This window comes from Pseudomonas sp. RIT623, from assembly GCF_004519305.1.
Taxonomy (GTDB): Bacteria; Pseudomonadota; Gammaproteobacteria; order Pseudomonadales; family Pseudomonadaceae; genus Aquipseudomonas.
Genome location: NZ_SOZA01000002.1, coordinates 239,073 through 252,540, shown reverse-complemented (window position 1 = coordinate 252,540; position 13,468 = coordinate 239,073). Strand labels below are relative to the sequence as shown.

Here is a 13,468-nt window from a genome sequence, read left to right as displayed (position 1 = left end):
CAGGCTATTCAGGGATCGGATAGATCATGCTGATGAACTGCTTGTCCTTGTCGCTGAGCTGGAAATTCCAGTCCGATGACCAGTCCGTCAAGGTCAGCGATTGGTCGATGGCGTAGTGCATGATTGACTCCTTGTCATAGCGCAAGGTGATGATGGTCTCATAGGTGATCGGCAGGTAATTCTGCCTGATCAACCGCTCCAAGGTTTCCGCGAAGGCTGGGTCCTCGCGTTCCTCTTGCGTGAACTTCGCTGCGACGTACTCCCGCACGGCGTCCAGATCCCAGGGAATATTGGCCTCGGGATGCTGGTGCTCGTGGTAGAGGCCCAATGCATGTCCAAACTCATGCAGCACAGTAAGTTCGAAGCGCGGATGACCCGGCTTGATACCCAGGGTCATGGTCTCATCGTCCGGATCCGGCCGGTACTTGCCGTAGTTGCTTTGGTTCAGGGTTTCAGGGGCGTCGGTCTCGATGTATATCTCGGCCGAGCTATCATTGTCTTCGCGCAGTTCGAATGTCAGGTTAGCGTGATCGAGCCATTGGGTGGCGGCGCTCATTATTGCTTGCTTGAGGGATTCCTCTGGCGCGCCGCGGAACGAGACGCCCAGTGTCTGGCCGGGGGCCCAGAAGGTCTCTGGCAAACCGATCGAGCGGGTGGAGAGGGTGTGCTTGCGGCGCAATGTCTTGCGTACTTGATGAACGGTTTTTTCGAGTAGGATGTGTTTCATGTCATGTACCTTTTTGTGTAGGAAATCCCACTTTAAAAAGGTCATGGGTGCGCAATGCGGTACATATTGCTACGGGTGGCGCCCGATAAGTTTTTGAACCAAGGGGCGCCAGCTCCTGTTGATTGCTGCCCAGCCCTGCGGATGAGGGGCCGGCAGCGCTGCATTGTCAGCGAGTCAGGAATGCCCTGATTCGCTCCGCCGCCTCGATGCACTCGGCCAGCGGCGCGACCAGCGCCATGCGCACACGCCCGGCCCCCGGGTTGACGCCATCCACTTCCCGCGACAGATACGACCCCGGCACCACCGTCACATGCTCGGCTTCGTACAGGTCGCGGGTGAAATCGGCATCGCTGCCCGGCACCTTGGCCCACAGATAGAAGCTGCCATCCGGGCGCTGCACGTCCAGCACCGGTTGCAGGATCTCGAGCACGGCGTCGTACTTGGCCCGGTACAGGTCGCGGTTCTCGCGCACATGGGCTTCGTCCTGCCAGGCAGCGACGCTGGCCAGTTGGGTTTGCACCGGCATCGCGCAGCCGTGGTAGGTGCGGTACAGCAGGAATGGTTTGATGATCTCGGCGTCGCCAGCCACGAAGCCCGAACGCAGGCCTGGCAGGTTGGAGCGCTTGGATAGGCTGTGGAACACCACGCAGCGCTTGAAGTTACTGCGACCAAGGGCAGCGCAGGCACTCAGCAGACCCGCTGGCGGCGCGTCCTCGTCGAAGTACAGCTCGCTGTAGCACTCATCGGCGGCGATCACGAAGTCGTGCTTGTCGGCGAGGGCGATCAGCTTCTTCAAGGTGTCCATCGGTACCAGGGCGCCGGTGGGGTTGCCTGGGGAGCACAGGAACAGGATCTGGCAGCGTTCCCAGATCTCGGCCGGCACAGCATCGAAGTCGGGGTTGAAGCCGTTGCTTTCCAGGCATGGCAGGTAGTGCGGGGTGGCGCCGGCCAGCAGCGCCGCGCCTTCGTAGATCTGGTAGAACGGGTTGGGGCTGACCACCAGGGCGTCGTCGCTGCGGTTGACCACGGCTTGAGTGAAGGCGAACAGCGCCTCGCGGGTGCCGTTGACCGGCAGGATGTGGCGGTCGGCATCGAGCCAGCCGGCCGGGACGTCGAACCGCCGCTCGCACCACTGGCCGATGGCCTGGCGCAGGGCAGGCAGGCCGATTGTGCTTGGATACACCGCCAGCTTGTCGAGGTTGTCGGCCATGGCCTGAGCGACGAACGCCGGCGATGCATGCTTCGGCTCACCGATAGACAGGGCGATGGCGCGCTTGTCGGCTGCCGGCTTCACGGTGCCCAGCAGGGCGCGCAGTTTCTCGAACGGGTAGGGCTGGAGCTGGGTCAAGGCGTGGTTCATCGGCGCAAGGTCTCGTTATCGTCAAAAGGTCATGCGGGTAGGGCTGGCATCGCTGGCCTGGCCGGCCTGCAACTGCTGGACGATGGCTTCCTGCAGGCGGCTGCACAGTTGCGGATCGGATAGCGGCTGGTTGTCGGCGTCGGTGATGAAGAACACGTCTTCCACGCGCTCGCCGAGGGTGGCGATCTTGGCGTTCTGCAGCGAGATGTCGAACTCCAGGAAGATCCGCCCGATCCGCGCCAGCAAGCCGGGGCGGTCGGGGGCGGTGATCTCCAGCACGGTCACCGGGCGCTGGGCATCGTTGAGGATGGTCACCTGCGGCGGGAAGTTGAAGTGCTTGAGCTGGCGCGGCACCCGACGCTGGATGATGGTCGGGTAATCCTCCGGGTTGCGCAGCGCCTCGGTCAGGCCGTCGCGGATCTGCCTGACCCGTTGCGGGTTGTCGCCGATAGAGCCGCCGTCGTTGTCGAGCACGATGTAGGTGTCGAGGGTGAACTGGCTGCTCGAGGTGATGATCCGCGCATCGTGAATGTTCAGGTTGAGTTGGGCCATGGCGGCCACGGTCACGGCGAAGAAGTCATGCTGGTCGGGGGCATAGATGAAGATCTGCGTGCCGCCCTCGAACTCGCGCTGGGTGGTTTCCTTGATCAGCACCAGTGGGCCGCCGTCGGCCGGCTGCTGGAGGATCGCGTCGCTGTGCCAGGCCACGTCGGCGGCGTTGTGCTTGAGGAAGTAGTCATCGCCCAGCTGTGACCACAACTGCTCGACGTCGTCCGGGTCGGTGCCTTCGCGCACGAGAATATCCAGGGCCGCGGATTGGGTCTGGCGGATCTGCTCCTCGCGGTCCAGCGGGTTCTCCAGGCCCCGGCGCAGGGCGCGCTTGGTCTCGGTGTAGAGCTGGCGCAGCAGGCTTGCCCGCCAGGAGTTCCACAGGCTGGGGTTGGTGGCGTTGATGTCGGCCACGGTCAGCACATAGAGGTAGTCCAGGCGTGTCTCATCGCCGACATGCAGGGCGAAATCGTTGATCACCTGCGGGTCGGAGAGGTCCTTGCGCTGGGCGGTGGTGGACATCACCAGGTGGTTCTGCACCAGCCAGACGATCAGCCGGCTGTCCCAGGCGGGTAGCTGGTGCCGCGCGCAGAAGGCTTGCGCGTCTACCGCGCCAAGCTCGGAATGGTCGCCCTGGCGGCCCTTGCCGATGTCATGGTACAGCCCGGCCAGGTAGATCAGCTCGGGCTTGGGCAGACGGCCCATGAGCTTGCTGGCCAGCGGGAATTTCTCCGACACCGGGGTGTACTGCAGCTTGCGCAGGTGCTTGATCAGGTTGAGGGTGTGGGCGTCGACCGTATAGATGTGGAACAGGTCGTGCTGCATCTGCCCGACGATCAGGCCGAATTCCGGCAGGTAGCGGCCGAGGATGCCGTAGCGGTTCATCCGCCGCAGGTTGCGGTGGATACCGATTTCGCACTTGAACAGTTCGATGAACAGGCTGGTGTTGCGGATATCGTGGCGGAACTTGTCGTCGATCAGATGACGATGCTCGCGCAGCAGGCGCACGGTGTCGGCGCGCACACCCTTGATTTCCGGGTGCTGGGCCATCAGCACGAAGATTTCCAGCATGGCGAACGGTGTGCGGCGGAACACGTTGGGGTTGGCTGCCTCGATATAGCCGTCGTGTAGGCGGAACCGGGCGTTGAGCGGCTGCGTGCTGCCGCTGTCATCGGCGAGGATCACCTCCTCGAAGTGCTGGATGATCAGGTCGCACAACTGGCTGATGCTCATCACCACCCGGTAGTACTGCTGCATGAACTGCTCGATGGCGCGCTTGGGGTTGTCGTCGCTGTAGCCCAGCAGCGCGGCGATGCTGCGCTGGTGGTCGAACAGCAAGCGGTCTTCGGCGCGCCCGGCGAGCATGTGCAGGGCGTAGCGCACACGCCAGAGGAAGGCCTGGGACGAGGCCAGCAGCTCGTTCTCGCTTTCCAGCAGGAAGTCCTCGCCGGCCAAGGCGTGCAGGTTGAGGGTGCCGTACTGGCGCCGAGCTACCCACAACACCGTCTGGATGTCGCGCAGGCCGCCGGGGCCGCCCTTGACGTTGGGCTCCAGGTTGTACTCGGTGTCGTTGTACTTGTGGTGGCGGGCCTTGAGTTCGGCGCGTTTGGCCAGGAAGAACTCCTTGCTCGGCCACATGTGCGCCGTGCTGGTGGCATCGAGCATGCGCTGGCGCAGTGGCTCGGGGCCGGCGATGGTGCGGCTTTCCATCAGGTTGGTGATGACCGTGAGGTCGGCGCGCGCCTGCTCGGCGCATTCGTCGACAGTGCGCACGCTCTGACCGACTTCCAGGCCGATGTCCCACAGCAAGGTCAGAAAACGTTCGATGGCGTCGCGGTACTGCTCGTGCTCGGCGGCCTCGAGCAGGATCAGCAGGTCGATGTCGGAGTACGGGTGCAGCTCGCCGCGACCATAGCCGCCGACGGCGACCAGGGCGATGCCGTCGGGATTGCCCCAGTCGAACTGGCGCCAGGCCTGTTGCAGGATGTTATCGACGAACCAGGCACGGTCCTCGATCAGGCGGCGGATCTCCCGGCCCTCGCGAAAACGCTTGTCGAGCACCTCGCCGGCCATGCGGATGGCCTTCTTGAACGCGGCGATGGGGCTAGCCTTGAGGGCCAGTTCCGCCTGGAACTGGCCGCGGTCGAACAGCTCGGGATCCACCTGGGGCATCGAGTCGCGTTCCTTTGGATAAGAGTCAGGCCGAGGTGCGCGGGATAGTGTCGTCCTTGCGCAGGGTAAAGATCTCGTAGCCGTCTGCGGTCACCACCAGGGTATGTTCCCACTGGGCCGAGAGCTTGCGGTCCTTGGTAATGGCGGTCCAGCCATCGCCCAGCACCTTGGTGTCGGCCTTGCCCTGGTTGATCATCGGCTCGATGGTGAAGGTCATGCCTTCCTTGAGCTCCATGCCGGTGCCGGCGCGGCCGTAGTGGAGAATCTGCGGCTCTTCATGGAACACCTTGCCGATGCCGTGGCCACAGAACTCGCGGACCACCGAGAAACCATTCTTTTCGGCGTGCTTCTGGATCACTTCGCCGATGTCGCCCAGGCGGCAGCCCGGCTTGACCAGCTCGATGGCCTTGTACAGGCATTCCTGGGTGACTTTCGACAGGCGCTCGGCCCACGGGGCGACGGTCCCGACGTGGTACATGCGGCTGGTGTCGCCGTGATAGCCGTCCTTGATCACGGTGACATCGATGTTGATGGTGTCGCCGTCCTTCAGGGGTTTGTCGTTGGGTATGCCATGGCAGACCACGTGGTTGATCGAGGTGCAGATCGACTTGGGGAAGCCCTTGTAGTTGAGCGGTGCCGGGATCGCCTGCTGGACGTTGACGATGTAGTCGTGGCACAGGCGGTCGAGCTCTTCGGTGGTGACACCGGGCTTGACGTGCTGCTCGATCATTTCCAGCACTTCGGCGGCCAGGCGGCCGGCGATGCGCATCTTTTCGATGTCTTCTGCGGTCTTGATGGTGACGGTCATTACAGGCTCTCTACGGCGCCACGGGCGGCGCGAACAAACGGGAAAGACCGGATTCTACCAGAGCGCGGCGGCGATCTGGCGGGCTCTCGCGGGAGAAGCCCGGCGATCCGGTGGTCTATTGAAGGCATTCTGGCCCCAAAGCCGGGTCGCTGCAAAAGCCGCTGACGGACGCTGCATCATCCGGGTTCCGTTCGCGCGCAGTCTGTGGTATAAAATGCGCCGCTTTCGGGGGAGACCTCCGTTAGCTCAAACCCACACACGTGTCGACACGATGGCCTGGGTGCCCCGCTTGTTCGCAAGCGCGGGTTGGTCATTGGGATACGTGGAGGCCCAACCCGACTTATCAAGGAACTATCATGTCCCAAGTCAACATGCGCGATATGCTGAAGGCCGGTGTGCACTTCGGCCACCAGACCCGTTACTGGAACCCGAAAATGGGCAAGTACATTTTCGGCGCGCGTAACAAGATCCACATCATCAACCTGGAAAAAACCCTGCCGATGTTCAACGAGGCTCTGTCCTTCGTCGAGCGCCTGGCCCAGGGCAAGAACAAGATCATGTTCGTCGGCACCAAGCGTTCCGCCGGCAAGATCGTCGCCGAGCAAGCTGCTCGTTGCGGTTCGCCATACGTTGACCACCGTTGGTTGGGCGGCATGCTGACCAACTACAAGACCATCCGCGCCTCGATCAAGCGTCTGCGCGACCTGGAAACCCAGGCCGAAGACGGCACCTTTGCCAAGCTGACCAAGAAAGAAGCCCTGATGCGTTCGCGCGATCTGGAAAAGCTGGACCGCAGCCTGGGTGGTATCAAGGACATGGGCGGCCTGCCTGATGCCCTGTTCGTGATCGACGTCGACCACGAGCGCATTGCCATCACTGAAGCCAACAAGCTGGGCATCCCGGTTATCGGCGTTGTCGATACCAACAGCAGCCCAGAAGGTGTTGACTACATCATCCCAGGTAACGATGACGCCATCCGCGCTATCGAGCTGTACATGACTTCGATGGCTGACGCCGTCATCCGCGGCCGCAACAATGTTGCCGGCGGCACTGAAGTCTACGCTGAAGAAGCGGCTGCACCTGCTGCTGAGTAATTGACGCCTGGCGTCTACTTGGCACGCAAAAAGGGGGCTTGGCCCCCTTTTTGCCACCTTGAAATCCTGCTGTCAGCAACGGCCCCGCATCATGGGCGAGCTGATATAAAGGCAGCGATTTGCAGAATTTAACGCCCGTGACGAGCGGGTGGAATGGTTGAAAAACTTTCCAAGAGGATTTTGAAATGGCAGCAATTACTGCGGCGCTGGTCAAAGAACTGCGCGAGCGTACCGGCGAAGGCATGATGGATTGCAAGAAGGCCCTGGAAAAGGCCGGCGGCGACATCGAGAAAGCCATTGACGACATGCGTGCCTCGGGCGCCATCAAGGCCGCCAAGAAGGCTGGCAACGTCGCTGCTGAAGGTGCTATCGCCGTCAAGACCGACGGTAAATCCGCCGTCCTGCTGGAAGTGAACTCGCAGACCGACTTCCTGGCCCTGCAAGACGACTTCAAGAACTTCGTTGCCGAAAGCATCGAAGAAGCCTTCGCCCAGAAGCTGACCGACGCCGCTCCGCTGATCGCCTCGCGTGAAGCTGCTCGTGAAGCCCTGGTCGCCAAGTGCGGCGAGAACGTCAACATCCGTCGCCTGGTGCGCGTTGAGGGTGACGTTGTCGGTGCCTACCTGCATGGCAACAAGATCGGTGCCGTCGTTGTCCTGAAAGGCGGTGACGTCGATCTGGCCAAGAACATCGCCATGCACGTTGCAGCCTCGAACCCAGAGTTCCTGGATGCGTCGGAAATCTCCGCCGAGGCCATCGAGCGCGAGAAGAACGTCTTCCTGCAGCTGAACGCCGACAAGATCGCCGGCAAGCCGGAAAACATCGTTGAGAACATGATCAACGGTCGTATTTCCAAGTTCAAAGCCGAAGCCTCGCTGAAAGAGCAAGCCTTCGTGATGGATCCGGAAGTCAAGGTCGGCGCACTGGCCAAGAAAGCCGGCGCTGAAATCGTTTCCTTCACCTACTTCAAGGTCGGCGAAGGCATCGAGAAGCCGGTTGATGACTTCGCTGCCGAAGTTGCCGCCCAGGTAGCTGCCGCCAAGCAGTAAGACGGACTCGTCTGTCGCCCCAAAGAGGCTGCCCGCTCACGCGCGCAGCCTCTTTGTCAAAGCGGGAGCGGTTTGTCAGGCCGTTGCTCGCTGACGCAGTCGCTGCGTCATGTCAGTGTTACATGCAGGCTCAAGCAGCCCGCCAGAATTTTACAAACGCCGCAGGAGAGATTCGCAATGGCTCAGCAGGGCAGTGGTTATCAGGCTCGCTATAAACGCATTCTACTCAAACTTAGCGGCGAGGCCCTGATGGGCTCGGAAGAGTTCGGGATCGACCCCAAGGTCCTGGATCGCATGGCGCTGGAAGTCGGCCAACTGGTCGGTATCGGCGTTCAGGTCGGCCTGGTGATTGGTGGTGGCAACCTGTTCCGTGGCGCGGCGCTCAGTGCAGCCGGCATGGATCGTGTCACCGGCGACCACATGGGCATGCTGGCGACCGTGATGAATGCCCTGGCGATGCGCGACGCGCTGGAGCGGGCGAACATCACCGCAATCGTCATGTCGGCCATCTCCATGGTCGGTGTGACCGATCACTACGATCGTCGCAAGGCCATGCGCCACCTGAACTCCAAGGAAGTCGTGATCTTCGCCGCCGGTACCGGTAACCCGTTCTTCACCACCGACTCCGCCGCTTGCCTGCGCGCCATCGAAATCGATGCCGACGTGGTTTTGAAGGCAACCAAGGTCGATGGTGTATACACTGCAGATCCATTCAAGGACCCGCATGCCGAGAAGTTCGATCATCTGACCTACGATGAAGTGCTGGATCGCAAGCTGGGCGTGATGGATCTGACGGCAATTTGCCTGTGTCGCGACCACCAGATGCCGCTGCGCGTCTTCAATATGAACAAGCCCGGCGCCCTGCTGAACATCGTGCATGGCGGCGCGGAAGGAACTCTGATCGAGGAAGTTCAAAAATGATCAACGAAATCAAGAAAGACGCCCAGGAGCGCATGGGCAAGTCCATCGAGGCGCTGGCCCGCAACCTGGCGGCGATCCGTACCGGTCGCGCCCATCCGAGCATCCTGGACAGCGTCAAGGTCCCTGCCTGGGGTAGCGACATGCCGCTGAACCAGGTGGCCGCGATCACCGTCGAGGACGCCCGTACCCTGAAGATCGTCGCTCACGACAAGAACCTCAGCGCGGCCATCGAGAAGGCCATCCTGACGTCCGACCTGGGCCTGAACCCGTCTAGCGCCGGCACCACCATTCGCGTGCCGATGCCGGCCCTGACCGAGGAAACCCGCAAGGGCTACACCAAGCAGGCCAGCGCTGTGTCCGAAGACGCCAAGGTCGCCGTGCGCAACGTGCGTCGCGATGCCCTGGCCGACCTGAAGAAGCTGACCAAGGACAAGGAAATCAGCGAAGACGAAGAGCGTCGCGCCGCGGACGAGATCCAGAAGCTGACCGACAAGTTCGTCGCTGAAGTCGACGCCGCGTTCAAGGCCAAGGAAAAGGACCTGATGGCCGTTTGAGGCCAGGGTTGCTCTTTAATGGAAAAGACCAAGCCAGCGGCGCCGTCCTCGGTGCCGCGTCATGTCGCTATCATCATGGATGGCAACAACCGCTGGGCGAAGAAGCGCCTGCTGCCTGGCGTCGCCGGGCACAAGGCGGGTGTCGATGCCGTCCGCGCGGTGATCGAAGTGTGCGCCGAGGCGAAGGTCGAGGTGCTCACGCTCTTCGCTTTCTCCAGCGAAAACTGGCAGCGCCCGGCCGAAGAGGTCGGTGCGCTGATGGAGCTGTTCTTCTCGGCGCTGCGTCGCGAGGCCAAGCGCCTGAACGACAACAACATCAGCCTGCGCATCATCGGTGACCGTTCGCGGTTCCATCCGGAGTTGCAAGCGGCCATGCGCGAGGCGGAGGCTGCCACCGCTGGCAGCAACCGCTTCATCCTGCAGATCGCCGCCAACTATGGTGGCCAGTGGGATATCGCCCAGGCCGCGCAGCGCCTGGCGCGGGAAGTTCAGGCCGGGCACCTGCGTCCGGAGGACATCACCCCCGAGCTGTTGCAGACGTGCCTGGCCACCGGGGACCTGCCGCTGCCCGACCTGTGCATCCGCACCGGTGGCGAACACCGCATCAGCAACTTCCTGCTGTGGCAGCTGGCCTACGCCGAGCTGTACTTCTCCGACCTGTACTGGCCGGACTTCAAACACGAGGCCATGCGCAACGCGCTGGCCGATTTCGCTTCGCGCCAGCGCCGCTTCGGTAAGACCAGCGAGCAGGTCGAAGCCGGAGCCCGTGCTTAATGCTTAAACAACGCATCATTACCGCGCTGATCCTGCTGCCGATCGCGCTGGGTGGTTTCTTCCTGCTCAATGGTGGGGATTTCGCCCTGTTCATCGGTTTCGTGGTCACGCTCGGCGCCTGGGAGTGGGCGCGCCTGGCCGGCCTGGTGGCGCAGCCGCTGCGCATCGCCTATGCCGCGGTGGTGGCCGGTGGGCTGATGCTGCTCTACTTGATGCCGGACCTCGCTCCCTGGGTGCTGGGCGCCTCGGTGATCTGGTGGGCGCTGGCCACCTGGCTGGTGCTGACCTATCCACGCAGCAACGAGCTGTGGAGCAGCGCCGCCTGCCGCCTGCTGATCGGCTTGTTGGTGCTGCTGCCGGCCTGGCAGGGCCTGGTGCTGCTCAAGCACTGGCCGCTGGGCAACTGGTTGATCCTGGCGGTGATGGTGCTGGTCTGGGCCGCCGACATTGGTGCCTATTTCTCCGGGCGTGCCTTCGGCAAGCGCAAGCTGGCGCCGCAGGTGAGCCCAGGCAAGAGCTGGGAGGGTGTCTATGGCGGCCTGGTGGTCAGCCTGCTGATCACTCTGGGCGTGGGCCTGGCCCGCGACTGGGGCATTGGCCAGATCCTGCTGGGCCTGCTGGGCGCAGTGGTGGTGGTCATGTCCTCGGTGGTCGGTGACCTGACCGAGAGCATGTTCAAGCGCCGCGAAGGCATCAAGGACAGCAGCAACCTGCTGCCGGGGCACGGCGGCGTGCTCGATCGCATCGACAGCCTGACCGCGGCGATTCCGATGTTTGCCGTACTTTTGTGGGCTGCCGAATGGGGTGTGATGTGAATCGTGCGCAACGTATTACCGTGCTCGGGGCCACCGGCTCGATCGGTCTGAGCACCCTGGATGTCATCGCGCGCCACCCTGAGCGTTACCAGGTGTTCGCCCTGAGTGGCTATTCACGCATCGACGAGTTGCTGGCCCTGTGCGTGCGTCACCGTCCGGCATTCGCCGTGGTGCCGAGCGCCGAGGCCGCCGCGCGCTTGCGTGACGGGCTGGCCGCGGCGGGCTGCGCCACCGAGGTGCTGGAAGGCGAGGCCGGCCTCTGCCAGGTGGCGTCGGCGTCGGAAGTGGACGCGGTGATGGCGGCCATCGTCGGCGCCGCGGGCCTGCGTTCTACCCTGGCGGCGGTCGAGGCGGGCAAGAAGGTGCTGCTGGCCAACAAAGAGGCCCTGGTGATGTCCGGGGCCTTGTTCATGGACGCGGTGCGTCGCAGCGGTTCGGTGTTGCTGCCGATCGACAGCGAGCACAACGCGATCTTCCAGTGCATGCCCGGCGACTTCGCCCGTGGCCTGGGCAACGTGGGGGTACGACGGATCCTGCTGACCGCCTCCGGTGGCCCGTTCCGTGATACCCCGGCCGCGGAGCTGCTCAACGTCACGCCCGAGCAGGCCTGCGCCCACCCCAACTGGTCCATGGGCCGCAAGATCTCGGTCGACTCGGCGAGCATGCTCAACAAGGGCCTGGAGCTGATCGAGGCCTGCTGGCTGTTCGATGCCAAGCCGTCCCAGGTGGAAGTGGTGGTGCACCCGCAGAGCGTCATTCACTCGCTGGTCGACTACATCGACGGCTCCGTGCTGGCCCAGCTGGGCAACCCGGACATGCGCACGCCGATCTCCAATGCCCTGGCCTGGCCGGAGCGTATCGACTCGGGTGTCGCGCCGCTGGACCTGTTCGCCATCGCCCGTCTGGATTTCCAGGCCCCCGACGAACAGCGCTTCCCATGCCTGCGCCTGGCGCGTCAGGCTGCCGAGGCCGGCAACAGTGCGCCGGCGGTGCTCAACGCCGCCAACGAGGTGGCGGTGGAGGCGTTCCTGCAGCGTCGTATTCGCTTCCCGGAGATCGCGAGTATGATCGAGCAGGTACTCGATCAGGAGCCGGTGGTCTCGCTGCCTACGCTCGAGGCGGTGTTCGCCGCCGATCAACGTGCCCGGGAACTGTCCCGGGAGTGGTTGCGGCGCCACGGCCGCTGACGCCAGCGGCATGCCGCGCCGACTGTCATCCGGAGATTGGACATGACTGCGCTCTACATGATCATCGGTACCCTGATTGCGCTGGGTGTGCTGGTCACCTTCCACGAGTTCGGCCACTTCTGGGTGGCGCGCCGCTGCGGGGTCAAGGTGCTGCGCTTCTCGGTCGGCTTCGGCACGCCGCTGCTGCGCTGGCATGACCGCCAAGGCACCGAGTTCGTAATCGCGGCGATTCCGCTGGGCGGCTACGTCAAGATGCTCGATGAGCGTGAGGGCGAAGTGCCGCCAGCGCTGGTCGAGCAGTCGTTCAACCGCAAGTCGGTGCGCCAGCGCATTGCGATTGTCGCCGCCGGTCCGATCGCCAACTTCCTGCTCGCCATCCTGTTCTTCTGGGTGGTCGCCATGCTCGGCTCGCAGCAGGTGCGGCCGGTCATTGGCGCGGTGGAACCGGGTAGCCTGGCGGCAACCGCCGGTCTGAATGTCGGTCAGGAAATTGTTTCCATTGATGGCGAGCCGACCACGGGCTGGTCGGCAGTCAATTTGCAGCTGGTGCGGCGCCTTGGCGAGAGCGGCACCCTGCGGGTGGGCGTGGTCGACGAAGGCGCGACTACCGAGCGTCAGCACCAAATCACCTTGAGCCACTGGCTCAAGGGCGTCGACGAGCCGGACCCGATCCAGTCTCTCGGCCTGCGTCCGTGGCGCCCGGCGGTAGCGCCGGTGCTGGCTGAGATCGACCCCAAGGGGCCGGCGGCGGCCGCCGGGCTCAAGACCGGCGACAAGCTGCTGGCCCTGGACGGCGTGGTCCTCGCCGACTGGCAGCAAGTGGTCGACGCCGTGCGCGCGCGCCCGCAGCAGCAGGTGAGCCTGCGGATCGAGCGTGACGGCGCGTCGCTCGAGGTGCCGGTGACCCTGGCGCGCAAGGGCGAAGGCAAGGCCGCCGGCGGTTATCTGGGGGCGGGCGTCAAGGCCACGCAATGGCCGGCGCAGATGCTCCGCGAGGTCAGCTATGGCCCGCTGGAAGCGGTGGGCGAGGGCCTTTCGCGCACCTGGAACATGAGTGTTCTGACCCTCGAATCGCTGAAGAAAATGCTGTTCGGGGAGCTCTCGGTAAAAAACTTGAGCGGACCGATAACCATTGCTAAAGTGGCGGGCGCTTCAGCCCAGTCGGGCGTCGGGGATTTCCTGAATTTCCTGGCCTATCTGAGCATAAGCCTGGGGGTTCTGAACCTGCTGCCCATCCCGGTACTGGATGGGGGGCATTTGCTGTTCTACCTGATCGAGTGGGCGCGCGGTCGTCCGCTCTCGGATCGGGTGCAAGGTTGGGGGGTCCAGATCGGTATCAGTTTGGTCGTCGGGGTGATGTTGCTCGCCCTGATCAATGATCTGGGTCGACTATAAAAAGCTTCGCTCAATCGCGAAAACCTGCCGCCCTGTCGCGGCGGGTTGTTTATTGCCAGTTGG

The 13,468-nt window shown here is 63.3% G+C and carries 12 protein-coding genes; 8 read left to right on the top strand and 4 right to left on the bottom strand.

The genetic code is table 11. From position 1 onward, the window contains the following. Positions 1-4: 4 nt before the first annotated feature. The 4 genes from E3U47_RS03085 to map all read right to left on the bottom strand — a co-directional run bounded on the left by E3U47_RS03085 (position 5) and on the right by map (position 5,616). Complete coding sequence (locus E3U47_RS03085; protein ID WP_167659423.1) at positions 5-727, bottom strand: M12 family metallopeptidase; 723 nt, start codon at positions 725-727, stop codon at positions 5-7. Between the two features lie 166 nt (positions 728-893). After that, on the bottom strand, positions 894-2,087 hold the full coding sequence (gene dapC, locus E3U47_RS03080; RefSeq protein ID WP_134689538.1) for a succinyldiaminopimelate transaminase: 1,194 nt from the start codon (positions 2,085-2,087) through the stop codon (positions 894-896). Positions 2,088-2,108: 21 nt separating this feature from the next. Further along, on the bottom strand, positions 2,109-4,808 hold the full coding sequence (locus E3U47_RS03075) for a [protein-PII] uridylyltransferase (protein WP_134689537.1): 2,700 nt from the start codon (positions 4,806-4,808) through the stop codon (positions 2,109-2,111). Between the two features lie 25 nt (positions 4,809-4,833). Then, positions 4,834-5,616, bottom strand: a complete 783-nt coding sequence (map, locus tag E3U47_RS03070; protein WP_134689536.1) for a type I methionyl aminopeptidase — start codon at positions 5,614-5,616, stop codon at positions 4,834-4,836. 356 nt (positions 5,617-5,972) lie between these two features. Here map and rpsB point away from each other — a divergent pair, with 356 nt between their 5' ends. The 8 genes from rpsB (at position 5,973) to rseP (ending at position 13,405) form a co-directional block, all read left to right on the top strand. Beyond that, the gene (rpsB, locus tag E3U47_RS03065; protein WP_028690678.1) at positions 5,973-6,710 is read left to right on the top strand and encodes a 30S ribosomal protein S2; all 738 of its coding nucleotides are present in this window, start codon (positions 5,973-5,975) and stop codon (positions 6,708-6,710) included. A 185-nt stretch (positions 6,711-6,895) separates the two neighbouring features. Beyond that, positions 6,896-7,759, top strand: a complete 864-nt coding sequence (tsf, locus tag E3U47_RS03060) for a translation elongation factor Ts (protein ID WP_050704410.1) — start codon at positions 6,896-6,898, stop codon at positions 7,757-7,759. 177 nt (positions 7,760-7,936) lie between these two features. Continuing rightward, positions 7,937-8,680 (top strand): UMP kinase, encoded by a 744-nt coding sequence (gene pyrH / locus E3U47_RS03055; RefSeq protein ID WP_134689535.1) that lies wholly within the window; start codon positions 7,937-7,939, stop codon positions 8,678-8,680. Next, positions 8,677-9,234, top strand: coding sequence for a ribosome recycling factor (frr, locus tag E3U47_RS03050; protein ID WP_134689534.1), 558 nt, complete (start codon positions 8,677-8,679; stop codon positions 9,232-9,234). Before pyrH ends, frr begins: the two co-directional genes overlap by 4 nt. 18 nt (positions 9,235-9,252) lie before the next feature. Next, complete coding sequence (gene uppS / locus E3U47_RS03045) at positions 9,253-10,008, top strand: polyprenyl diphosphate synthase (RefSeq protein WP_134689533.1); 756 nt, start codon at positions 9,253-9,255, stop codon at positions 10,006-10,008. Next, positions 10,008-10,823, top strand: a complete 816-nt coding sequence (locus E3U47_RS03040) for a phosphatidate cytidylyltransferase (protein ID WP_134689532.1) — start codon at positions 10,008-10,010, stop codon at positions 10,821-10,823. Before uppS ends, E3U47_RS03040 begins: the two co-directional genes overlap by 1 nt. Continuing rightward, complete coding sequence (gene ispC / locus E3U47_RS03035) at positions 10,820-12,010, top strand: 1-deoxy-D-xylulose-5-phosphate reductoisomerase (RefSeq protein WP_134689531.1); 1,191 nt, start codon at positions 10,820-10,822, stop codon at positions 12,008-12,010. The genes E3U47_RS03040 and ispC overlap by 4 nt, the downstream gene beginning before the upstream one ends. Before the next feature lie 42 nt (positions 12,011-12,052). Beyond that, positions 12,053-13,405 carry a sigma E protease regulator RseP gene (gene rseP / locus E3U47_RS03030; protein WP_134689530.1) on the top strand — a complete coding sequence of 451 codons (1,353 nt, stop codon included), beginning with the start codon at positions 12,053-12,055 and terminating at the stop codon, positions 13,403-13,405. The last annotated feature ends 63 nt before the right edge of the window (positions 13,406-13,468 follow it).

What these genes read in the sequence shown, in the direction of transcription:
- E3U47_RS03085 (WP_167659423.1), bottom strand. Translation starts at nt 727, where the DNA reads ATGAAACACATCCTACTCGAAAAAACCGTTCATCAAGTACGCAAGACA.
- dapC (WP_134689538.1), bottom strand. Translation starts at nt 2,087, where the DNA reads ATGAACCACGCCTTGACCCAGCTCCAGCCCTACCCGTTCGAGAAACTG.
- E3U47_RS03075 (WP_134689537.1), bottom strand. Translation starts at nt 4,808, where the DNA reads ATGCCCCAGGTGGATCCCGAGCTGTTCGACCGCGGCCAGTTCCAGGCG.
- map (WP_134689536.1), bottom strand. Translation starts at nt 5,616, where the DNA reads ATGACCGTCACCATCAAGACCGCAGAAGACATCGAAAAGATGCGCATC.
- rpsB (WP_028690678.1), top strand. Translation starts at nt 5,973, where the DNA reads ATGTCCCAAGTCAACATGCGCGATATGCTGAAGGCCGGTGTGCACTTC.
- tsf (WP_050704410.1), top strand. Translation starts at nt 6,896, where the DNA reads ATGGCAGCAATTACTGCGGCGCTGGTCAAAGAACTGCGCGAGCGTACC.
- pyrH (WP_134689535.1), top strand. Translation starts at nt 7,937, where the DNA reads ATGGCTCAGCAGGGCAGTGGTTATCAGGCTCGCTATAAACGCATTCTA.
- frr (WP_134689534.1), top strand. Translation starts at nt 8,677, where the DNA reads ATGATCAACGAAATCAAGAAAGACGCCCAGGAGCGCATGGGCAAGTCC.
- uppS (WP_134689533.1), top strand. Translation starts at nt 9,253, where the DNA reads ATGGAAAAGACCAAGCCAGCGGCGCCGTCCTCGGTGCCGCGTCATGTC.
- E3U47_RS03040 (WP_134689532.1), top strand. Translation starts at nt 10,008, where the DNA reads ATGCTTAAACAACGCATCATTACCGCGCTGATCCTGCTGCCGATCGCG.
- rseP (WP_134689530.1), top strand. Translation starts at nt 12,053, where the DNA reads ATGACTGCGCTCTACATGATCATCGGTACCCTGATTGCGCTGGGTGTG.